The sequence below is a fragment of the Aeromonas sp. LsrichE-8G genome (assembly GCF_022869435.1).
GTDB classification, from domain to species: Bacteria; Pseudomonadota; Gammaproteobacteria; order Enterobacterales; family Aeromonadaceae; genus Aeromonas; species Aeromonas caviae.
The window spans coordinates 1-20,194 of sequence record NZ_JALIHH010000006.1 but is presented as its reverse complement, the minus strand read 5'-3'; the positions used below and the strand labels follow the sequence as shown (position 1 = coordinate 20,194).

The following is a 20,194-nucleotide window of genomic DNA, read 5'->3' as shown; positions in this document are numbered from 1 at the left end:
AGAAATGATCGTCGTTTTTAGCCATTTTTTTCTATTTTTAAGAACCTAGTCCGGTTGTTTGGCGCTCCGGATCCGCAAATGTTGCAAAAACATCACCATGGAGTGGGTATGTCGTTGGCAAAATTGTTAAATGTGATCATCCTAATCCTGTTCGCCATCGGTGCCGTCCTGCTGCTCATGCTGGAGATCACCACGGTACGACAATCCATTCTCGACCAGATGTCGGCCAATCTTGAGACCGCCATCACTGCCCTGGGTCTGGTACTCCAGGGCACCCTGCTCAATGATGACAAGGTTCTCGCGGAAACCATCGTCAATGCCATGTTTGACGGCGGCTTCGTCAGCTCGGTGGTCTTGCTGGATCCGGACGGTCAACTGCTGTTCCAGAAGGTCTTCCACACCGCACAACAAAACGTACCCACCTGGCTTCCCTCGGTTATCGACATGCCCCCGGTCAAGATTGAGCAGGAGTTGACCGATGGCTGGCGCATCCTTGGGACTCTCACGCTGGAAGGGCACGAGGGGTATGCCTACCAGCACCTGTGGAACGCCATCAGCCGTACCGGGCTTGCCCTGCTCGCCGGCCTGCTGGTCTTTACTCTGGTCATCACCTGGGTATGCCGTCGCCTGCTGCGTCCGCTTGAACAGATCAGCCAGCAACTGACCCAGATCCGCAAACGTCAGTTCAGCGGCAACCTGCCTCTCCCCTGGCTTCGCGAGTTGCAGGAGGTCGCCACCTCCATCAATCAACTGGTGTCCGAACGCAAGCGGGATCTGCTGCAGCAACGGCTCAAAATCACCCAGCTCGGCAGGCTCGACGTCCCCCTGGCTCACCAGAAGCTGACGGGATTGACCGATACTGCAGGTGACATGTACCTGCAGCATTTCGTCTCCACTCAGGGCAACATCAGACTCTACAGCCGGCTCTTGCCCAAGCCCCCCCCCACCACGGACAGTTCGCCCGATGAGATCAGGGCCCTGTTCAACGACTTTCTTGTCGAGAAAGCGGAAGGGCTTCAGCTGCCCCTCAGCCTGCTGAACCATCCCGACTGGGCACAGTTCGCCCCCTCTCTGGCCAATGCCAGAGGCAAGACCCTGGACTGGCACTGGGATCTGGCCAGCCTGCCCCCCCTCGCCGAAGAGCGGCTGACGGCGCTTCAGACCCAGGGGATCGAGATGGCGTTCAGCAATGTCCCGATGAACAACGACAACCTGGCCAGGCTCGATCCCATCAGGCCTGTCTTCATCAGCTGCCAGCTGACCCAGGCCCCCCTCTATTGGAATCTGCTCTCCCAGTGCCTCCATGCTTCCGGCTACACCCTGCTGGCCGAAGCCAGCGAGGTGAGCGACGTAGACACCCTGCGCAACTGGGGCATCGATGGCTACGCCACTCAGGAGGCATCATGAGAACCCCGCTGTTGTTGCTTGCCCTGTTGTGGCAACCCGCTCCGCACGCCGCCTCCCTGGCCATCAGCACGGGCGGTAAGCAGGGCATCTATTACCAGGTCATCAAGGAGTTCTGCCGGCTGGCCAACAAGAGTGACCCCACGTTGTCATGCAAGCCGCAAGCCAGTTCAGGTTCCATCGAGAATCTGCGCATGCTGCAAGCAGGGGAGACCCCTTATGCCCTCGTCCAGTCCGACTGGCTCTATCAGGCCAGCCAGGGGATCGGGCCGTTCGCCAGGCAACCCCAACCCGAGCTGAGAACCCTCTTCGCCACCCATGCGGAACCTTTCACCATAGTGGTGCGAGCCGATGGCGACATCACCACCCTGGCGCAACTCAAGCTGGCCCCCATCGACATGGGGCTGAAACACTCGGGCACCCGCCAGACGGCATTGGCCCTGTTCCACGCACTGGGCACCAGAGAGCAGGACCTCGACCTGAAGAGCGTGGCCAATCTCTCCGAGGCGCTGTGCAGCAAGCAGATCGATGCCTATGGCCTGGTGATGGGCCATCCCAACCGGATCGTGCTGGCCACGGCGAAGCGCTGCGCCATCCGCTTCCTGCCGATCGAGGGGGAGACGCGGGAGCGACTGCTCAAGGGGGTCAAGTATTATCAGCGCAGCCAGGTACCCGCTCGCATCTATCCCGGCAACCTCAAGGCGACACCGACCTTCGCCATTGCCGCCACTCTGGTGACCAATGCCGCTACACCAGACGAAGACGTCTATCGTCTGACCAAAGCGATGCTGAGCCAGCAGACCGGTTTCAACGAACAGACCTATGGCTATGCCAACCTGTTCCACAAGGCACGCAACAAGACGGGCCCGGTGCTGAGCGTCCCGCAGCACCCGGGGGCGGCAAGATACTTCGAAGAGTTGAACAGCGCGGGCAAGCTATAGCTGGCGGCGGGGGGCACGCAGGTGCTCGCTGGAGAACCGGCTCTGCATCGAGGTCCACTGGGTCAGGCGATCGGCGCTCCCCGCCAGGGTTCCCTCGCGACGCGACTTCATGACCCAGATGCTCTTGGCATCGAAACTGTAAACGGGTTGCAGATCATTGCGCTGGCTGCCCGGCAGGATGCGGCCATTGATGTTGTCGAGCACCAGGGGATCTGACTTGGTGCTCGGGAAATAGAGCGTCACCATGTGAAACTGGTTGTAGCGGATCGCCTTCACATAGGCCAGCCGCAGTTTCTTCTCGTCGACGCCGAGCTCCATCAGGGTGTAGTACTTGGAGATGCTGTAATCCTCACAATCCCCGCCCCGGGCCCCGATGAATTCCAGGGGATTGGCCCAGTAATCCTCGTCACCCCAGAGTCTGGGATCCTCGCTGTAAGTCAGATTGTTGAAGTAGTTGTTGACCAGTTCCAGCTTCTGCTGATCCGTCGTGCCGGCCCTCGGGGTGAGCAGGCGGGAGAAGGCCTCGGCGCGCTGGATCGCCCTGGCACCGTAGACAGCCTGCATTTTTGCCCTGAGTTCCGGGCTGGCGATGTGTTCGGAAAGACCGGATGCCTGTATGCCGGATCCCAGCAGGGTCAGCGTGCAGGCAGAGACGAGCAACCATTTCATGACTGACACTCCATATCAGATGCTGGAGGTCAGTATAGTTGGCCGCGCCGCCTCTATCGTCAATGTCGGGCAAGGCCTAGCGGCACTGGGCGAAGGCATCCGCCAACTGCTGCATGAATTGCGGATAACCGTCCGGACCGAGCGGCACCTGCTCGCCGACCTCATCCAGCAGCAGCACTCTGGCCCCGGTGTTGCGGGCAACCGACTCGATCACCGCTGGCGAGAATTGCGGCTCGGCATAGATGCAGCTCGCCTGCTTCTCTTCCAGCACCTTGCGGATTTCCACCAGGGTCTTGGCGCCGGGACGACGCTCAGGGCTCACGGTGAAGTGTCCCCTGGAACTCATGCCGTAGTGACGCTCCCAGTAGCCATAAGCCTCGTGGAACACGAAGTAGCCCTTCTCGTTCACCACCTTCATCTGCTCGGCGATCACCTTGTCCCGGGCATCGACCTTGCCCTTGAAAGCAGCAAGATTGGCGGCATAACGCGTCTGGTTGGCCGGATCCTGCTTGCCAAGCTCGGTCGCGATCGCGGTGGCGATCACCTTGGCCTGGGCCGGGCCCAGCCAGAGATGGGGATCCACACCTTCGTGATGGTGCCCTTCATGACCATCATCCTGATCACCGTGCTCGTGGGCCTCGTGTTCATGATCGTGGTCGTCGTGGCTCGCCTGGGTTGCGTAGTTGAACAAGGGCATGCCCGGCACCAGAGTCAGGGTCAGTGCATGGGGATGCTTTGCAAGCGGCTTTGCCATGAAGCTTTCCAGCTCGGGGCCTACCCAGACCACCAGATCGGCCTCGTTGATGCTGCGCATATCGGAGGGGCGCAGGGAATAGTCGTGGGGGGAAGCCCCCGTCGGCAGCAATACCTTGGGTTCGCTCACTCCCTCCGTGATGGCCGCCGCGATGAAGCCAAGGGGTTTGATGGTGGTCAGCACCTCGAGGGCACGGACAGGCAGACTCACCGCCAGCAGGGCAGTGATCAGGGCAAGAATTCGCATAGAGGTCTCGTCAGGGAGTGTGTGTGTGATAATATAACAAACCAACGTCGCTGTTATATTATAACTTCCACAGGCTGTAAACCCCGGAGCTGTCATGACCCAACTGGTGGAGCTGAAAGAGGTCTGTCTCTCATTTGACGGACGACTCGTGCTCGACAAGGTCTCCTTTACCCTGAACAAAGGCAAAATCACCACCCTGGTCGGCCCCAACGGAGCGGGAAAGAGCACCCTGAGCAAGCTGGTGCTGGGCTTGCTCAATCCGGACTCGGGCGAAATCATTCGCCGCCGCGATTTGCGGGTCGGTTATGTGCCGCAGCGCCTCTACCTGGACCCCACGCTGCCGCTGACGGTGCGCCGCTTCCTGCAGCTCGGCAAGAACAGCCGCCTCTCCATCGAGGAGGCCCTCAGCCGGGTCGGCGCCCAGGATCTGCTGGACAACCGGATGCAGAAGCTCTCCGGCGGCGAGATGCAGCGGGTGCTGCTGGCCCGCGCCTTGCTGGTCAAGCCCGAGCTGCTGGTGCTGGACGAACCTGTCCAGGGAGTAGACATCACGGGGCAGATCGAGCTCTACGCCCTCATCGGCCAGCTCGCCGCCGAATTCCACTGCGCCGTGCTGATGGTCTCCCACGATCTGCACCTGGTGATGGCCAGCACCCACGAGGTGATCTGCCTCAATCGCCACGTCTGCTGTCACGGCGAGCCGGAGAGCGTGGCACGCCACCCGGAATTTGCCCGCCTGTTCGGGCGGCCGGAGCAGGAGGTGCTGGCGGTCTACACCCACCATCACCACTGCGATGGCGAGCATCACCACCATAAACCGCAGGCGCCCGTCATCCGCCTGCCCTCCCGCAACCCGTAACGCACGCAACAGGATCATCAAGTGGACAGCTTTCTGTTATACGCCCTCGCGGCCGGGCTCGGCATCGCCGTGCTGGCCGGCCCCCTCGGCAGTTTCGTGGTGTGGCGCAAGATGGCCTATTTTGGCGACACCCTCTCCCACGCCTGTCTGTTCGGCATCGCCCTCGGCATCCTGCTGCAGGTAGACCTCACCCTGGCGGTGGTGGTCTGCTGCCTCGCCATGGCCATGTTACTGGTGATCATGAGCCGCAACCAGCAGGTGGCCACCGACACCCTGCTCGGCATCCTGGCCCACAGCGCCCTGTCGCTCGGCCTGGTGACCCTTAGCTTCATGGACAATGTGCGGGTGGATCTGATGGCCTACCTGTTCGGCGACCTGCTCTCGGTACAACCCATGGATCTGCTCTGGATCTACGGCGGCGGCGCCCTGGTGCTGCTCACCCTGTGGCGGCTCTGGGATCCTCTGCTCTCCATGACCATCTCGGAAGAGTTGGCGCGAGTGGAGGGAGTGCGGGTCGATGTGCTGCGCTGCGTGCTGATGCTGTTGATCGGACTGGTGATCGCCGTGGCGATGAAGTTCGTCGGCGCGCTGATCATCACCTCCCTGCTGATCATCCCCGCCGCCACCGCCCGCCGCTTCAGCCAGACCCCGGAGCAGATGGCCGGCTTTGCCGCCCTGATCGGGTGCTTGGCGGTGCTGGGGGGGCTCTCGCTCTCCTGGTATCAGGACACCCCGGCCGGTCCCTCGGTCGTAGTCTGCGCCACCACCCTCTTTGTACTGAGCCAGTTCAAGCGCACCTGACCCGCTCCTGATGGCCCTGGTCTCGCCAGTGCCATCAGGCCCCCCCGAAGCAGACTCCTGCGTCGTGGGCTGCGCCGTCCATTCTGCATAGGGCCCCCAGCCCGTTCAGACGCGCCTGAGAGGCTCGTTTTCCCCGGGTCTCAGGCTCGCCTGCGACTCCTGCCACAGCCACTGACGCAACCGGCTGATGGCGGGTTCATGGGCGCGCGAGCGTTTGAAGACGAAATAGAAGTTGTCGCCGGTCTCGAGGGCGTGCAGGGGCAGTCGCACTAGACGCGGATCCTCCGGCTGCAACATGTAGTCATTGATGAGCGCCATTCCCTGGTCCCAGTTCGCCGCCTCCAGCGCGAGCAGGATATGGCTGAAATGGTGCACCCTCGCCTCGGGGGGAATGGTCAGTCCCCCCATTTCGGCCCAGCGCCGCCAATCTTCCCCCTTCTCGCGGTAGATAGCCTGGATGGAGAGCAGCGGCAACTGCCACAGGGTGGCGGGCCACTCCCCTTCCACCTGCTGCCACATCCGCCGACTGCACACCGGCATCAGCCGCTCCCGATAGAGCAGATCGTGCATGTAACCCGGCCCTTCGGGGGAGACGGTGATGAAACCGTCCGCCACCCTGTCGGAGAGCTCGGGATCTTCCGCCACCATCTCCAGGCTGAGATCCAGCTCGGGATAGAGCTGGCGCAGCCCGGCCAGGCGCGGTATCAGCCACTTCACCGCAAAGGAGCTGTAGACCGCGAGCCGCACCCGCATCTCGCCGCCACCGCGCAACTGCTCGCTGCTCTGGGCAATCTGGACCAGCCCGGCGGCGATCCCCTCGAAATAGATCTCCCCCTGGGGCGTCAGGGAGAGCAGCCGCCCCTGGCGCAGCAGCAGCCGCTCCCCCAGAAAATCCTCCAGCAGACGGATCTGGTGACTGACCGCACTCTGGCTGACATTGAGCTCCAGGGCGGCGCGGGAAAAACTCAGCAGGCGGGCAACCACCTCGAAATATTGAACGGCGCGCAGGGGGGGCAGCTTCATTATCCAAATTTCTCATGCGTGATGATTTTTTATCATTTTACTGGATAACAGGCCGCGGGCTACCCTCCCCTCATCTGAATCTGGAGGTGGTATGAATGCAGTCGGGATAGGCATCCTCTATCTGGTGCTCGGCAACATGGTGGCGGTCTTCTCCGATGCCCTGGTCAAGGTGCTGGAGCCGGACCAGCCCATTTTCCAGTTTGTCTTTTTCCGCCAGCTCTCCGCGGCCCTGTTGCTCACCCCCTGGCTGCTCTGGTCCTGGCGGCGCAACCCGCCGGTAGCCCTCAAGTGGCACCTGCTGCGGGCCCACATCTGGGCCGTCGGCGTCTGCCTGATGGTGGTCGCCCTCACCCGACTGCCGCTCGCCACCGCCAACGCCCTCTTCTATGCCGCCCCGCTGCTGATGGTGCCGCTCGCGGTCTGGCTGGCGGGGGAGGCACTCTCGCGCCAGAAGGTGCTGACGGCGCTGCTCGGCTTCGTCGGGGTGCTCATCGTGCTGCGCCCGACCGAGGTAAACTGGGCTGCCCTGGCGGCGCTCGGGGTGGCGCTCTCTCTGGCGGTCAACAACCTGCTGATCAAGCGCATCCCGCTCCAGCAGCCCATCGCCCAGACCCTGTTTTTCACCAATGTGCTGAGCATGCCCTTCATCCTGGCGCTGGCCTGGTGGGAAGGGGGCGAGTGGCAATGGCAGATGTGGTGGCCCGCCTTCGGCTCCTCGGCGCTCATCATGGTCTACGCGGGGCTGTGCGTGATGGCCTATCGCAAGGCGGAGGCGAGCAAGATCGCCTCGGCGGAGTACACCGGGCTGCTGATGGCGGTCGCCATCGGGGTCTGGCTGTTTGACGAACAGCCGGGGCTGCCGCTGCTGTTGGGGTGCCTGTGCATCATACTGCCGCTGGTCGCCATGGCCCGCAGCAAGCCCAAGCCCCAGGCCGAGCCGGCGCTCTAGCCTGCCGGGTCAAGCAGGGGGGCGACCCTCTGCTGCAGATGGGGGATCACTGCCTGCTCGAACCAGGGGTTCTTCCTGAGCCAGAGGGTGTTGCGCGGGGACGGGTGCGGCAGCGGCAACCAGGCCGGGCCATAGTCCGCCCAGTGTCGCACCGTCTCGGTGAGCGATCCTTTCGCCGCCGCCCTCAGGTAGTAAGCCTGCGCATACTGGCCGATGAGCAGGGTCAGCTCGATGTTGGGCAGCAGCATCAGTACCTTGTCGTGCCAGGTGGGGGCACATTCCGGGCGCGGCGGCAGATCCCCCGACTTGCCCCTGCCGGGGTAACAGAGCCCCATGGGCATGATGGCGATGCGGGATTCATCGTAAAAGGTGGCCTTGTCCACCCCGAGCCACAAGCGCAGCCGATCGCCGGAGGGATCGTCCCAGGGGATGCCGCTGGCGTGTACCCGGGTGCCAGGGGCCTGGCCGATGATGAGCAGACGGGCGCGCTCGTTGCCGCGGATCACCGGCCTTGGGCCGAGCGGCAGGTGGGCCTCGCACAGGCGGCAGGCCCGGATCTGTTCAAACAGGGGATCGAGTCGGTTCATGGGCCAGATAGTACCAGAGTTTTCTCCCCGCTCCCGCTTGTGAAAGGGGCGGCGGATACTTATCATGCAGCCGCCATTGTTTAGTTTAATAAACGGAGAGAGATGAAGAACTGGATGGGCACCGGCAGCGCGGCCCTCTCATTCGTGCTGTGGGGCATGCTGCCCCTCTATTACCAGTTCATGCCCGAGATCAACATGTGGGAACTGCTCTCCCACCGGGTGCTCTGGTCCGTGGTGCTGCTGGGAGGCCTGCTTCTGCTCCTCGGCCAGCGGGTGCCCTGGGGGGCCCTGCGCGGCGATCCCCGGCAGCTCGGCCTCGTGCTGCTGGCAGGCCCCGTGATGTCCATCAGCTGGTGCATGTTCACCTGGTGCCTGACCACGGGCCAGGTGCTGGCCACCAGCCTCGCCTTCTTCATGACCCCGCTGTTCAACATCGCCTTTGCGGTGCTCTTCCTCAAAGAGAAGCTCACCCCGCAAAAACACCTGGCGGTGGCGCTCGCCCTGGCGGGGCTCGCCTACATGCTCTTCTCCTACGGCCAGCTGCCCTGGTTCTCCCTCGTGATGGGTGCCAACTTCGCCCTCTACGGCCTCATCAAGAAGAAGGTGAGACTGGACGCCGGTACCAGCCTCTATCTGGAGTCCCTGGTGCAGTTGCCCGTCGCCCTTCTCATCATCGGCTGGCTGACCTTGCAGGGCACCAGCCAGTTTATGGCCGGTGACTGGACCGATCGCCTGCTGCTGATGGGCAGTGCCCCCGCCACCCTGCTGCCGGTGGGGCTGTTCTGCTATGCGGTGGCGCGCACGCCCATGAGCACGGTGGGGCTGTTGCAATACATAGAGCCGAGCCTCGCCTTCCTGCTCGCCCTCTTCTGGTTTGGCGAGATCCCGGATCCGGTGAAATCCGTGGGCTTTGCCTTCGTCTGGGCCGGCCTGCTGGTGAGCCTGCTGCCCCTGCACCGGCTTGGGCGCCAGCGGGCCAGGTGGCGCACCTCGTGACCCTCGCCACCCCCACTCCCTCCCGCTGGTTTGTCTATCTGGTGCGCACTGGCGCCGGGGCACTCTATGCGGGGATCAGCACGGATCCCGAGCGGCGACTGCGTCAGCACCAGAGCGGCAAGGGGGCCAGAGCCCTGCGCGGCAAGGGCCCCCTCTCCCTGGTATGGCAGCAGGAGGTCCCTGGCAAACGCGAGGCGCTGCGCCTCGAGTACCGCCTCAAGCAGCAGAGCAAGGCGTTCAAGGAGCGCCTGGTACACGAGCCGGCGTTGTGGCACGGCTGGAGCCTTTCCTGGCTTGCCACCCCGCACACCGACCCTGTGTCGCCCCCATAAAAAGGGCCACTGCAAGCAGTGGCCAAGGAAGGATACGAAATCAGGGAGGCTTAACGGTAGGTGTTCGACTGCTTGCGCCTGTTGCTGAGGAGCCAGCACACCACCAGCACCACCAGCAACCAGGGCGCCAGCTTGATGATGAGGGCAAACATGCCGGCCAGGGCGCCAAACAGCACGAAGGCCCCGCTCACCAGCAGCATGGCCAGCACGGTGAATCCGGTCAGCGCCATGCCGATCAGCACCAGGATCAAGACGATAAATTCCAGCATGTTGTGCTCCTCACGGGCTTGCACTTGCCGACGGGGCGATCCGGAGATCACTCCAGCCAGCGTTGAAGTTCACGGCGGGGAGGCATGACGAGCACCCCCACCAGATAGAGCGCCAGGGCCAGCGGCGGCATCAGGATCAGGGCGAGCAGGGCCACCACCCGCACCGTCACTCTGGACACCCCCAGCCCTCTGGCAAGACCGGCGCAGACCCCGGTCAGCTTGCGATGGGCGAGATCCTTGGGCCAGGGTGTCATGGTTATGCCTCCACCTTCTGACCCTTGAGGCGGGCCAGCTCCCGCTCAATCTCGTCGTTCAGCTCCAGCTCGCGGAACTGGGCCTCGAGGGACGGATTCTGCCCCAGGGTCGCCGCCTCCAGCTGGGCCTCCAGCTGATCGACCCGGTTCTGGAAGCCGTCGAAGCGGGCCACCAGCTCGTGCATGCGCTGGTTGTCCACCTGGGCACGGGCGCGGATGCGGCTGTGGGCGGTCTGCTCGCGCAGGGTCAGCATCTTCTGCTTCTCCCGCGCCTCGGTCAGCTTGGCCGCCAGTCGCTCGCTGTCGGCGGTGAGCTGGGCCAGCACCTCGGCCACCCGCGCCTTGTCCTCTTCCAGCCGCTCGCACTGCTTCATCTCCGCCAGCTTCTCGGTGAGGGCGGCACGGGCCAGATCTTCGCGGCCCTTCTGGATGGCGAGTTCGGCCTTGGCTGCCCACTCCTGGATCTGGTTGCGCAGCGCCTGCTGATGGCGCTCCAGCTGTTTCTGTTCGGCGATGACGCGGGCGGCCTGGGTTCTCATCTCGACCTGGACCTGCTCCATCTCCTCGATCATCAGCCGCAGCATCTTCTCCGGCTCTTCGCTCTTGTCGAGCAGGCTGTGCAGGTTGGCATTGATCACGTCGGTCAGGCGGCTGAATACGCTCATGGTCTGGCTCCTTGTTGATGGGGTGTCACTCTCTTCCCATGACATTACAAGAGCCGTGCCAGAATATTTTTTCCTTTATTTACAATTAGATGAAAGTTGACGATGGATGTTTATTGGATACGGCGTGGTGAAAAAAACCAACAAGATGGTGATTTTCACCAATAAAAAAGGGAGCCAGCGGCTCCCTCTCTTCTCTCCAACCGGGCTCAGGCCGCCGGCCGATGGCCAAGCTTGCCATCCAGCTCCGCCAGCTTGGCTTCCATCTTCTCCCGGCAGGTGTCGGAGAGCTCGCGGATGCCGGCGGCGCCGTGCTCCTTGCTGCACACCGGGGCCATCACCTCCAGCAGCACCTCGCCGTTGTCCCAGCGGTTGAGATCGACCTGACCGAAGTAGCTGGAGCAGACGATGGGCACCACGGGCACCTCGGCCTGGACGGCAGTGTGGAAGGCCCCCGCCTTGAACGGCAGCAGACCACGCCCCTGGGAGCGGGTCCCCTCCGGGAACATCCAGATGGAGGTGCCGCGATGCTTGATGCGATCCACCACTTGGCCGATGGTGCCGATGGCGCGGGAGCGGTTGGAGCGGTCGATCAGCACGTTGCCGGAGAGCCAGAAGATGAGGCCGAAGAAGGGGAGCCACAGCAGGCTCTTCTTGCCCACCGCCACCACGCCGGGCTGCACGGCGCCGGTCACGGTGAAGATGTCGTAGTTGCTCTGGTGATTGCAGACATAGACCGCCGGCCCCACCGATTTGACCTCGTCGGCCACCGTCACCCGGACCTTGAGGCCGATCAGCGGGCAGACAGCATGATACATGCGGGCGAAGACATAGACGTTGTTCGGGTGGCGCGGGCGCACCAGACAAAGCAACAGGCCGAACAGGAACCAGAAGACGAGCAGCAGTGCCAGCAGCAGCACACGGGCAAGTTTGAGCATCGAACACCTCGGAATTTGACTCGGCGCAGTATACTGGTCCCCCTTTTAGCGAACAAGCGTTCGCCAGACAGAACCGACCAGCCCCGGACGCCACCGGCCACCCCGGCTTGCCCCACCCGCCATTGCCCGCTAGGATGTGGCCATCTTGATGAACGGGGCGAGCATGATTTTGCAACAACGCGCGGCGACACGACTCCTGCTGCTGGTCTGCCTGCTGGTGCTCAATTGCGCGGCCCAGCCGCTGGCCCGCCTCGCCCTGCTCGATCACGCCGTGAGTTGCCAGACCCAGCCCCAGTTCGCCTCGGCCGACGACCAGGCCGACAAGAGCACGCCCGCCAGTGTGCAGCCCAATAGCTGCCAGCTCAACGGCAAGTGGCTGAGCGCCGCCAGTCTGCTGTGCGTGGAGCAACTCTTCTTCGCCATCGCCTTCGTGATTGCCCTGCTGGTGCCCCTGTCACGGCGCGCACCGGCACTGCCTCCCCCCATCAATGTCTCGCCGCCAGAGCGGCGACTGCACCTCACCCTCTGCGTCTGGCGGGAATGAGTTCAGCCGCGCTTTTTCAGCCTGCTGTCACTCATTTTTTTGCGAGACCCAACACATGTCGAATCTCTTCAAGGCGGCCCTGCTACTGGGCAGCCTGCTGTGGCAATCCAGCGGATTGGCCAGCGATACGGGGTGGCTCACCCGCCCCCAGAACAGTCACGCCAAGGTCAGGCTGCAAGCCGACCGCAGCGTCCCGGATCAGACCCGCATCCTGCTCGATGTCCAGCTGGAGTCAGGCTGGAAGACCTATTGGCACAGCCCGGGTGAAGGGGGCATAGCGCCCCAGATCCTGTGGGATGAGCCGGTCGGCGACTTCCAGTGGCACTGGCCCACGCCGCGTCCCTTCGAGGTGGCCGGGCTCAGCACCCAGGGCTATCAGGAGCAGGTACGCTTCCCCCTGAGCCTGGGCTACCCGGCCGGGCAGCCGCTCAAGGGCACCTTGCGCCTCTCCACCTGCAGCAATGTCTGCATTCTGACCGACTACCCCTTCACCCTGGCGGCGGATGGGCAGGCGCCGGCCGGTTTCGACTTCGCCTGGGCCCGGGCCATGAGCACCCTGCCACAGACGCTGCCCGCCGACACCCGGGTCGAGCTCGGCTACCAGCACAACCTGCTGCAACTGCGGGCCGAGCGGGCAGAAGGCTGGCAGGAGCCTGCGCTCTTCATCGATGCGCTGGAGGGGGCCGAGTTCGGCAAGCCCGCACTCGAGGTAAGCGGCACCACCCTGATTGCCCGGGTGCCGGTCAGCGATGGCTGGCAGGGGGATGCCCCTGACTTGCGTGGCCAATCCCTCGGCCTGCTGCTCGGTAGCGGCGAGCAGGCCTGGCAGACCCGCGCCACCATCGCCGGGCCCCTCGCCCTGCCGGCCCCGGGGCAGCCACTTCTCTGGCTGCTGGGGGCGGCGCTGCTCGGCGGTCTCATCCTCAACCTGATGCCCTGCGTGCTGCCGGTGCTGGCCCTGAAACTCGGCACCGTGTTGCAGCAGCAGGAGCGCGAACAAGGAGGCGTGCGCAAGCAGTTCCTCGCCGCCAGCGCCGGGATAATCACCTCATTCTGGGTGCTGGCGGCCATGAGCAGCCTGCTGCGCGCTACTCAAGGAGCCGTCGGCTGGGGGATCCAGTTCCAGAGCGCCGGTTTCATCGGCTTCATGGTGGCGGTGACCCTGCTGTTTTGCGCCAACCTGCTGGGGCTGTTCGAGATAAGGTTGCCCAGCAACCTCAACACTCGCCTCGCCACCCGCGGCGGCAAGGGGCTCGGTGGCCACTTCCTGCAGGGGAGTTTCGCCACCCTGCTCGCGACCCCCTGCTCGGCCCCCTTCCTCGGCACCGCGGTGGCCTTTGCCCTGGCGGCGCCCCTCGGCCAGCTCTGGCTCATCTTCACGGCCCTCGGCCTTGGCATGAGCCTGCCATGGCTGCTGGTGGCGGCCCTGCCGCGCCTCGCCCTCTGGCTGCCCAAACCGGGGCGCTGGATGGGGCGACTGCGCATCCTGCTCGGGCTGATGATGCTGGGCTCCAGCCTCTGGCTGGCGAGCCTGCTTGGCAACCATCTGGGCAGCACGGCCACCGGCTGGCTGATGGCCGCCATGGTGCTGGCGCTGCTGATGGGCATCCTCTGGCGTTATGGTCTGCGCGGTTTCACGCTGGCCCTCTCCCTCTCGGCACTCATCGGCGGCGCCCTGCTGCTGGGGGGCGCCCTCACGGTGAAAGGGAGTGGCAGCGTCGATCGCATCGCCTGGCAGCCGCTCTCCGAGCAGGCCATCGCCGACGCCCTGGCCCAGAACAAGCGGGTCTTCGTGGATGTCACCGCCGACTGGTGCGTCACCTGCAAGGCCAACAAATACAACGTGCTGCTGCGTGACGAGGTGCAGCGAGCCCTGTCGGCCCCGGACGTGGTGGCCCTTCGCGGCGACTGGAGCCGGCCGAGCGATGCCATTTCCGCCTTCCTGCGCCAGCGTGGCGCCGCCGCCGTTCCCTTCAACCAGATCTACGGGCCCGGCCTGCCGGAAGGGGAGATCCTCTCTCCCCTGCTGGACAAGGCCGACTTGCTCGACAGCTTGCACAAGGCTGGCCTCGTTCAGGCCGATACCACCCATTTCTAAGGAGAATGCCATGAGAATGCGAACCCTGACCCTCTGCACCGCCCTGGTAGCCGCCACCCTGGGCACCCCCACGCTGCACGCCGCCCCCTTCACCCCGGAGCAGGAGGCCCGCATCAAGGAGCTCATTCGCGAGACCCTGATCGCCAACCCCGGGATCCTCGACGAGGCAGCCGAATCCTGGGAGAAACAGAACGCCGCGACCCAGCAGGCCCAGATGGGTGACTTCATCAAGGGCAACCAGGACGTACTGTTCAACAGCCCCACCAGCCCGCGCCTCGGCGCCAAGCATCCCAAGCTGACCCTGGTGCTGTTCACCGACTACAACTGCCCCTACTGCAAGCAGTTCGACCCGGCGGTCGCCAAGCTGCTCGCGGCCTATCCGGACGATCTGGGGCTGGTGATCAAGTTGCTGCCGTTCAAGGGACAGACCTCCGCCAAGGCAGCCCAGTACAGCCTGACCCTGTGGCAACAGGATCCTGCCCGCTTCCTCCCCCTGCACGACAAGCTCATGAGCAAGCAGGGGATGCTGACCGAGACGGACATCAACAAGGCGCTGGCCGCCACCGACAACCTGACCCTCAAGCCCGCAGGCAAGGCCACCGAAGAGCTGCGCAACAGCCTGCGCATCGGCACCCTGCTCGGCGTGCAAGGCACCCCGGCGACCCTTATCGGCAACCAGCTGGTGCCAGGTGCCATTCCCTATGACGAGCTGGAGCAGCTGGTCAAAGCCGAGCTGGCCAAGCGGAGCTAAGCCATGGCCGAGGATGCAGGCATAAAGGCCCCCCGCTGGCGCCGCTGGGGCAAGGAGGCGCTCTGGCTGCTGCTGATGGCGCTTGTCATCACCACCCTGGTGGATCTGTGGCGCAGCCCCACGCTGCCGGCGGGGGCCATGGAGGCCCCCTTCACCCTGCAGGACGGCACCACCACCACTCTGACCGAGCAGAGCCGCGGCAAGCCCCTGCTGGTCTACTACTGGGCCAGCTGGTGCGGGGTGTGCCGCTTCACCACTCCCACGGTGGAGCAGCTCTGGCAGGAGGGTGAAAATGTGCTGACGGTGGCACTGCGCTCCGGCAGCGATGACCAGTTGCGCGCCGGGATGGCGAAGAAGGGGCTGACCTTCCCCACCCACAACGACGAGTCCGGGGATCTGGCCGCCCGCTGGCAGGTGGGGGTGACGCCGACCTTCCTCGTCATCAAGGATGGGGCTCTGGTGAGCAGCACCACCGGCTGGAGCAGCGCCTGGGGGCTCAGGTTGCGGCTGCTCTGGGCAAGCTGGTAGCCCCCCTTCATGCCAGAGATGCAAAGAGCCCGGTATCGCTACCGGGCTCTTTTTCATCGGAGGGCTGACAACCCGCCCTATTGGGCGGCCTCCATCGCCCGCTTCTCCAGATTGGCCTTGATGTCGAGACGCTCAGACTCCCCGATCACCCCGTCACCGTTCTTGTCCAGGCGAGAGAAGAGCGCCTCCTGCCGCGCCATGAACTGGGCCCTGGTGGTCTCCCGCGACGGCTTGAGCTGGCTCATCCGCTCCGGGACCGGCTTGCCAGCCTGTTGCATCACGCCAGCCAGCTTTGCCAGGTTGGCCTCTTTCTCGGCAACCGACAGCACGCCGTCACCGTTCTTGTCCTGCAAGGCGAAGCGCTGGGCGGCGCGCTCCATGAACTGGGCCCTGGTGACATCCCCCATCAGCGGCGAGGCGGGCAATATGTCGCTGGCAGAGGCGCCACTGCCTGCCAGCGCGAGCACGAAAAACGCGGACTTGACCATGGCGATGACTCCTTGTGACGGCAGAATCCGGATGGTTCGGACAAGAGGGGGCCGGGCAACGCCGGGGCCTGCCGCCCCCCTCTGCCAGTGTAGCCCCGCCGCCATCTCGCACCGCCCGCTCTTTTCGTACAGAAAGACCGCACTTTCATGGCAGAGGCGCCGGCTTTCCGTTAAAATCTCCGGTTTTTGCCGAGCCTGGTTTGCCGACGTTCCGCCACCAGGTCGACACAGGATGAATTCCACCATGCCAGTGAGGCAGGATCCGTCATGAACAACTACTTCCGGGTGTTGGGCGTCAAGTCCAATGCCAGTGAAAACGACATCAAAAAAGCCTATCGACGGCTGTCGAACCAGTACCACCCCGACAAGCTGCACGGGGCGAGCGAAGAAGAGAAAGAGCAGGCAGCCGCCCGGCTGCACCAGGTAAAGCAGGCTTATGAAGTGCTGTCCGATCCGAAACAGCGGGCCGCCTTTATCAAGGATTTCAACAACGTCATCGTGACCGATCCTGCTGCTGCCATGCAGGAGATGTGGGACCAGTTCTACCCCTGAGCCACCAGGCAAGAAGAGCAACTATGCAAAAAAAATGGGACCAGGCACGGCTCAAGGCCCTGCAAAGCGATGCCAGCGAGAACATCGAATCCTACCGGGATCAGGACGACCCCAAGGGGCTCGAGCAGTTCACCGACCAGATGAAGGCCCTGCTGCTGGCCGACATGAGCATGCTGGAGTTCATGCCCGAATACCTGCCGCTCGCCCTCTATGGCCGGGTGCAGTTCCCGGCCAAGGCCAAGGGGCAGTGGAACAAGTGGCTCGCCAGCGGCGAGCAGCCCTCCTGGGACGAGTTCAAGGTGAGCGTCGGCTTCAACAACGCCGCCCTGCCGCTGGTCAAGGCGGTGCGGGCCCAGAGCGAAGATCAGCTGATGGAAGCCTGCGCCGTGCTGTTCCTGCTCGACAACCCGCTGCCGCGCGGCAGCCACCGTGCCGATGACGACTACGAGCTGCGCGACGAGGAAGAAGATGACGGGGAAGATGCCGACGCCGACTACCACGGCGGCGGCCGCCGCGATCGCTATGGCGACGACCAGGGCGAGCAGGATATGTACGACGAAGTCCGTTTCTAATTGGGGCAAGGCATGAGCAACAGTCTGATAGAAATTACCGCCATCGAGATCAAAGAGCTGGCCGTCATCGAGCCGAAGCAGGCCAGCGAGAAGTTCGAGCTGATCGCCAAGACCATGTCTGACGACCAGCTGGCGGAAGTCATTGAAAATATTGATATCGTTACCCTGACCCAGATCAACGGCCAGCACGACATCTCCTTCCCCTCCATCATCTCCGAGCTGATGACCCCGGAGCGGATCCGCGACATCGTCTGCCAGCAGCCCCTCTACTGGGAAGAGGCGATCAAGAACAACGCCGACGAGCTGCAACAGCACACCTTCGACTTCCTCAACTACCTGATCCGCACCCAGGAGAGCGAAGCCAAGCAGCGGGAGATCCTCGAGTGCGTGGCCGAGGATCCGGCCGGTCTCTTCTACCTCGCCATCCCCTTTATCGAGTTCTATCGCGGCGATCGCTATGAAGAGGAGGAAGGCTATCGCGACGTGCTGCACGCCGAAGAGGAAGATCTCGAAGAGTCCCTGCGCTACAGCGAACGCCAGCAGAGCGAGGATGTCCACGACTACGCCCTGGACGACCCGCGCAGCCTCTTGATGCTGATCCGCGAGCTGGCCCCCGAGGTGGAGAAGTCCATCAAGTCGCTGCTGCGCAATGAGCACTCCACCTGGGACGGCATTATCAACAAGTTTGCCGCCGAGCTGGTGATGCAGGCCAAAGAGAAGAACAAGGTCGAGGAAGACGAGTACGGCGACGTCGACGACATGTTCAGCTTTCTGGATTAAGGAGCCCATTCATGCAGTTAGTCATTCGCGATGCCAACCAGGGCCCCTATCTCACCCAGGTGCTGCGCTTTGGCCGCGACAATGAACTCTTGAGTCAGCAGCAGCTCGCCGCCATCAAGGGCAAGGCGGTGCTGATGAGCCTGAAATTCGCCGACAAGTACTACAACAAGTACAAGATGCACCTGCTGGAGCAGGCCGCCCACGACGTCATCGGCGTGGTGAGCCTGGGGTTGCAGGAGCTCTCCCAGCGGGATCCGGCCAAGGCGCTGGCGCTCTTGCTGGCGCCGGAAGGCCCCATCAAGCCGTTCCAGAAGGGCTGGTCCATGCTCATCACCGTCAGCCCCAAGCAGGCTGGCAACAGCCTCTACGGTGACGTGGATGCGCGCCTGCTGGACAAGATCTCGAGCCCCCCCGACATTGAGGAGTGGCAAGGGTGGCAGGAGTACGAGAAGGCACTGACCGAGCACAACAAGAGCCGCCTGATGGGGCTGATCGACCAGCACTTCTTCGCCAGCGAGAGCGACCACCCCACCATGGAGGACAAGTTGGCCGAGGCGCTGCTCTATCGCATCCTCTGCGGCAAGGGCAGCGGCGCCGCCCCCCTCAAGGTGAAGCAGGATCTCAAACGCCGACTGGCGCGAGAGATTGCCCTCGACGAGGCCTGGTTCGACACCGACCATCTGGCCACCCAGCTCGCCCTGATGCTGAGTGAGCTGCCCGCCGACATGGCCGCGGCCCTGCGCCAGGAGCTGAGCCCGGGCTTCGTGCCGAACCTGCTGCACACCCTGGGGTTTGTGCGCCAGTACCAGCAGCTGCAAAAAGAGGACGCCTCCCCGGAGAAGCTCGACAACATGGAGATGCGCGCCGGTCTCAAGCATCCCCTGCTCGGCTGGCCCCTCTACCACGACTTCTGATGACGGGCCTTTCCCTTCTGCGTATTCCAACGCCCGGCTTGCCGGGCGTTGTGCTATCCAGCGCCCCGTTTTCAACACAAGCCCTGGCCGTGAACACCGATCTCGGCAGAAAACTACCCCGTAAGCGTCATTGGCCACATTTTTGACAGGGATATAATCACTCCCCCATACCAGAGCCGGGGAGCAAGGCCGTGAGCAGAAAGCCCGACAGGATCACCGCGATGCAACAGATCATCGACGCCGTGAAGGCGGAGTTTCCGCTCTATCAGCCGGATACCTTCAAGTGCGGACCTGACAACACCTGCATCGGCTGCCCCAAGAAGCTGATGGAGCTGGTGGATACGGACCTCTGCTACTGGCAATATCAGATCGATCGCGGCATCCTGCCCACCTTCGACGAGCTCTACAACTTCGGCAAGATGTGCAAGAACATCCGCCGGGCCCTGGTGCGCAATGGCCGCATTCCCGCCTGAGCGCCCCATCACAGCCAGGACTAAGGCCCCCGCCGGCAACACCAGAGAGGTAGAGAGCATGACCCAGGAGAGGATACAGACCCGCTACACGCTGGATGGCCCCCTTGCCAGCCGCGCCGAGCTGGAGCAGGCCATCACTCGGGCCATCGAGGCGAACAAGCAGGACTTCTTCCCCCTGCTGGAGCGGCTGGTGGACGTGGGGGACAGCCGGGTCAAGCTCAGTCAGAAAGACCCGCTGCGGGTACTGGGGGTGGAACTCGACGGGGCTAACACCGGCGGCAGTGCGCGCCTCAGCTACGAATCCAACTTCGCCGAGAGCTGCCGTCTTATCGATGAATACGACCAGCACCAGACCAGCCTGGCCTTTACCCTCGACGGGGATCAGCTGATATTCGATCTTGAGCTGCCCATTGCCTGGAACGTCGACAACTAGGGCCACTCCCCGCCTTCGCCCTGCCCATCACAAGAAAGGAGCCTTGCCGGCTCCTTTGTTACTGACTCACCGCATCGCGCGGCTCGTCCCGCCCTCTGCGTCACCCCTCGGGTGAGCTCAGGTAAGATAGTAACGCCACGACCGGACCGGCTCGGCGTAACCGACCCGGATGCAGAAGGGCGCCAGATCGTGATTGGCCTGCTCCAGGCTGAGGGTCTGGTGGGTATCCTCGTAACCGTTCACCGGGACGGTGTTGACAGCACCAACTCCTCCGGGAACGGGTAGTCGGTTTTCTCGATGCAGGACCTGACAACTGCCCTCAGCCACTCCTGCGGGCAGCGGCCCAATCGCTTGGCCGTCTCCACCAACGATAGGAT

General features: G+C 63.6%; 27 protein-coding genes. 17 read left to right on the top strand and 10 right to left on the bottom strand.

Annotated features, from left to right (window positions below; all coding sequences use genetic code 11):
- The first annotated feature begins 108 nt into the window (after positions 1-108).
- Positions 109-1,407, top strand: a complete 1,299-nt coding sequence (locus MUW49_RS01245) for a LapD/MoxY N-terminal periplasmic domain-containing protein (protein ID WP_052814388.1) — start codon at positions 109-111, stop codon at positions 1,405-1,407.
- Complete coding sequence (locus tag MUW49_RS01240; protein ID WP_052814387.1) at positions 1,404-2,345, top strand: TAXI family TRAP transporter solute-binding subunit; 942 nt, start codon at positions 1,404-1,406, stop codon at positions 2,343-2,345. The genes MUW49_RS01245 and MUW49_RS01240 overlap by 4 nt, the downstream gene beginning before the upstream one ends.
- On the opposite strand, the gene MUW49_RS01235 is transcribed toward MUW49_RS01240, so the two are convergent.
- On the bottom strand, positions 2,340-3,014 hold the full coding sequence (locus MUW49_RS01235) for a transglutaminase-like cysteine peptidase (protein ID WP_244812333.1): 675 nt from the start codon (positions 3,012-3,014) through the stop codon (positions 2,340-2,342). The genes MUW49_RS01240 and MUW49_RS01235 overlap by 6 nt on opposite strands.
- 76 nt (positions 3,015-3,090) lie before the next feature.
- A complete protein-coding gene (gene znuA / locus MUW49_RS01230) occupies positions 3,091-4,014 on the bottom strand; it encodes a zinc ABC transporter substrate-binding protein ZnuA (protein ID WP_244812332.1) in 924 nt (307 codons plus the stop codon).
- Between the two features lie 94 nt (positions 4,015-4,108).
- Between znuA and znuC the strand changes: the two genes are divergently transcribed.
- Positions 4,109-4,873, top strand: a complete 765-nt coding sequence (gene znuC, locus MUW49_RS01225) for a zinc ABC transporter ATP-binding protein ZnuC (protein ID WP_052814384.1) — start codon at positions 4,109-4,111, stop codon at positions 4,871-4,873.
- A 21-nt stretch (positions 4,874-4,894) separates the two neighbouring features.
- The gene (znuB, locus tag MUW49_RS01220) at positions 4,895-5,674 is read left to right on the top strand and encodes a zinc ABC transporter permease subunit ZnuB (protein WP_052814383.1); all 780 of its coding nucleotides are present in this window, start codon (positions 4,895-4,897) and stop codon (positions 5,672-5,674) included.
- A gap of 105 nt (positions 5,675-5,779) precedes the next feature.
- On the opposite strand, the gene MUW49_RS01215 is transcribed toward znuB, so the two are convergent.
- Complete coding sequence (locus MUW49_RS01215) at positions 5,780-6,697, bottom strand: LysR substrate-binding domain-containing protein (protein WP_042014956.1); 918 nt, start codon at positions 6,695-6,697, stop codon at positions 5,780-5,782.
- Between the two features lie 91 nt (positions 6,698-6,788).
- Here MUW49_RS01215 and MUW49_RS01210 point away from each other — a divergent pair, with 91 nt between their 5' ends.
- Positions 6,789-7,646: a DMT family transporter gene (locus MUW49_RS01210; protein WP_041214395.1), complete on the top strand. Its 858-nt coding sequence runs from the start codon at positions 6,789-6,791 to the stop codon at positions 7,644-7,646.
- Here the strand turns inward: MUW49_RS01210 and MUW49_RS01205 are convergent.
- A complete protein-coding gene (locus MUW49_RS01205; protein ID WP_010672800.1) occupies positions 7,643-8,233 on the bottom strand; it encodes a uracil-DNA glycosylase family protein in 591 nt (196 codons plus the stop codon). The genes MUW49_RS01210 and MUW49_RS01205 overlap by 4 nt on opposite strands.
- A 102-nt stretch (positions 8,234-8,335) precedes the next feature.
- On the opposite strand from MUW49_RS01205, the gene rarD reads away from it, so the two are divergent.
- Together rarD and MUW49_RS01195 are read left to right on the top strand one after the other, a co-directional pair.
- Positions 8,336-9,229 carry an EamA family transporter RarD gene (gene rarD, locus MUW49_RS01200; RefSeq protein ID WP_113069038.1) on the top strand — a complete coding sequence of 298 codons (894 nt, stop codon included), beginning with the start codon at positions 8,336-8,338 and terminating at the stop codon, positions 9,227-9,229.
- Complete coding sequence (locus MUW49_RS01195) at positions 9,226-9,561, top strand: GIY-YIG nuclease family protein (protein ID WP_050498264.1); 336 nt, start codon at positions 9,226-9,228, stop codon at positions 9,559-9,561. Before rarD ends, MUW49_RS01195 begins: the two co-directional genes overlap by 4 nt.
- A 50-nt stretch (positions 9,562-9,611) precedes the next feature.
- On the opposite strand, the gene pspG is transcribed toward MUW49_RS01195, so the two are convergent.
- The 4 genes from pspG to MUW49_RS01175 all read right to left on the bottom strand — a co-directional run bounded on the left by pspG (position 9,612) and on the right by MUW49_RS01175 (position 11,684).
- On the bottom strand, positions 9,612-9,830 hold the full coding sequence (gene pspG, locus MUW49_RS01190) for an envelope stress response protein PspG (protein ID WP_244812331.1): 219 nt from the start codon (positions 9,828-9,830) through the stop codon (positions 9,612-9,614).
- 47 nt (positions 9,831-9,877) lie between these two features.
- Entirely contained in the window at positions 9,878-10,084 is a 207-nt protein-coding gene (locus tag MUW49_RS01185) for a PspC domain-containing protein (protein WP_210599883.1), read from the bottom strand.
- Positions 10,085-10,086: 2 nt separating this feature from the next.
- A complete protein-coding gene (gene pspA / locus MUW49_RS01180) occupies positions 10,087-10,749 on the bottom strand; it encodes a phage shock protein PspA (RefSeq protein WP_010672795.1) in 663 nt (220 codons plus the stop codon).
- 206 nt (positions 10,750-10,955) lie between these two features.
- Positions 10,956-11,684 carry a 1-acylglycerol-3-phosphate O-acyltransferase gene (locus MUW49_RS01175; RefSeq protein ID WP_039039739.1) on the bottom strand — a complete coding sequence of 243 codons (729 nt, stop codon included), beginning with the start codon at positions 11,682-11,684 and terminating at the stop codon, positions 10,956-10,958.
- Positions 11,685-11,847: 163 nt separating this feature from the next.
- Between MUW49_RS01175 and MUW49_RS01170 the strand changes: the two genes are divergently transcribed.
- The 4 genes from MUW49_RS01170 to MUW49_RS01155 are packed head-to-tail and all read left to right on the top strand — an operon-like array spanning position 11,848 to position 15,605.
- Positions 11,848-12,228: a hypothetical protein gene (locus MUW49_RS01170; protein WP_045523195.1), complete on the top strand. Its 381-nt coding sequence runs from the start codon at positions 11,848-11,850 to the stop codon at positions 12,226-12,228.
- Positions 12,229-12,283: 55 nt separating this feature from the next.
- Positions 12,284-14,326: a protein-disulfide reductase DsbD domain-containing protein gene (locus MUW49_RS01165; RefSeq protein ID WP_244812330.1), complete on the top strand. Its 2,043-nt coding sequence runs from the start codon at positions 12,284-12,286 to the stop codon at positions 14,324-14,326.
- 10 nt (positions 14,327-14,336) lie between these two features.
- Complete coding sequence (locus MUW49_RS01160) at positions 14,337-15,077, top strand: DsbA family protein (protein WP_244812329.1); 741 nt, start codon at positions 14,337-14,339, stop codon at positions 15,075-15,077.
- Between the two features lie 3 nt (positions 15,078-15,080).
- Positions 15,081-15,605, top strand: a complete 525-nt coding sequence (locus tag MUW49_RS01155; RefSeq protein ID WP_052814378.1) for a protein disulfide oxidoreductase — start codon at positions 15,081-15,083, stop codon at positions 15,603-15,605.
- Between the two features lie 77 nt (positions 15,606-15,682).
- Here the strand turns inward: MUW49_RS01155 and MUW49_RS01150 are convergent, their stop codons facing one another.
- Complete coding sequence (locus MUW49_RS01150; protein ID WP_052814377.1) at positions 15,683-16,093, bottom strand: EF-hand domain-containing protein; 411 nt, start codon at positions 16,091-16,093, stop codon at positions 15,683-15,685.
- 267 nt (positions 16,094-16,360) lie between these two features.
- On the opposite strand from MUW49_RS01150, the gene MUW49_RS01145 reads away from it, so the two are divergent.
- The 6 genes from MUW49_RS01145 (at position 16,361) to MUW49_RS01120 (ending at position 19,817) form a co-directional block, all read left to right on the top strand.
- Positions 16,361-16,645: a DnaJ domain-containing protein gene (locus MUW49_RS01145; protein ID WP_024943298.1), complete on the top strand. Its 285-nt coding sequence runs from the start codon at positions 16,361-16,363 to the stop codon at positions 16,643-16,645.
- Between the two features lie 23 nt (positions 16,646-16,668).
- The gene (locus MUW49_RS01140) at positions 16,669-17,217 is read left to right on the top strand and encodes a hypothetical protein (protein ID WP_017778352.1); all 549 of its coding nucleotides are present in this window, start codon (positions 16,669-16,671) and stop codon (positions 17,215-17,217) included.
- A gap of 12 nt (positions 17,218-17,229) precedes the next feature.
- On the top strand, positions 17,230-17,997 hold the full coding sequence (locus tag MUW49_RS01135; protein WP_041212370.1) for a hypothetical protein: 768 nt from the start codon (positions 17,230-17,232) through the stop codon (positions 17,995-17,997).
- An 11-nt stretch (positions 17,998-18,008) separates the two neighbouring features.
- A complete protein-coding gene (locus tag MUW49_RS01130) occupies positions 18,009-18,911 on the top strand; it encodes a hypothetical protein (RefSeq protein WP_052814376.1) in 903 nt (300 codons plus the stop codon).
- 221 nt (positions 18,912-19,132) lie between these two features.
- Positions 19,133-19,384, top strand: coding sequence for a hypothetical protein (locus MUW49_RS01125; protein WP_052814375.1), 252 nt, complete (start codon positions 19,133-19,135; stop codon positions 19,382-19,384).
- Positions 19,385-19,442: 58 nt separating this feature from the next.
- The gene (locus MUW49_RS01120; RefSeq protein WP_052814374.1) at positions 19,443-19,817 is read left to right on the top strand and encodes a hypothetical protein; all 375 of its coding nucleotides are present in this window, start codon (positions 19,443-19,445) and stop codon (positions 19,815-19,817) included.
- Positions 19,818-19,934: 117 nt separating this feature from the next.
- Here MUW49_RS01120 and MUW49_RS21880 read toward each other — a convergent pair whose 3' ends face one another.
- Complete coding sequence (locus tag MUW49_RS21880) at positions 19,935-20,060, bottom strand: hypothetical protein (RefSeq protein WP_260395816.1); 126 nt, start codon at positions 20,058-20,060, stop codon at positions 19,935-19,937.
- Between the last annotated feature and the right edge of the window lie 134 nt (positions 20,061-20,194).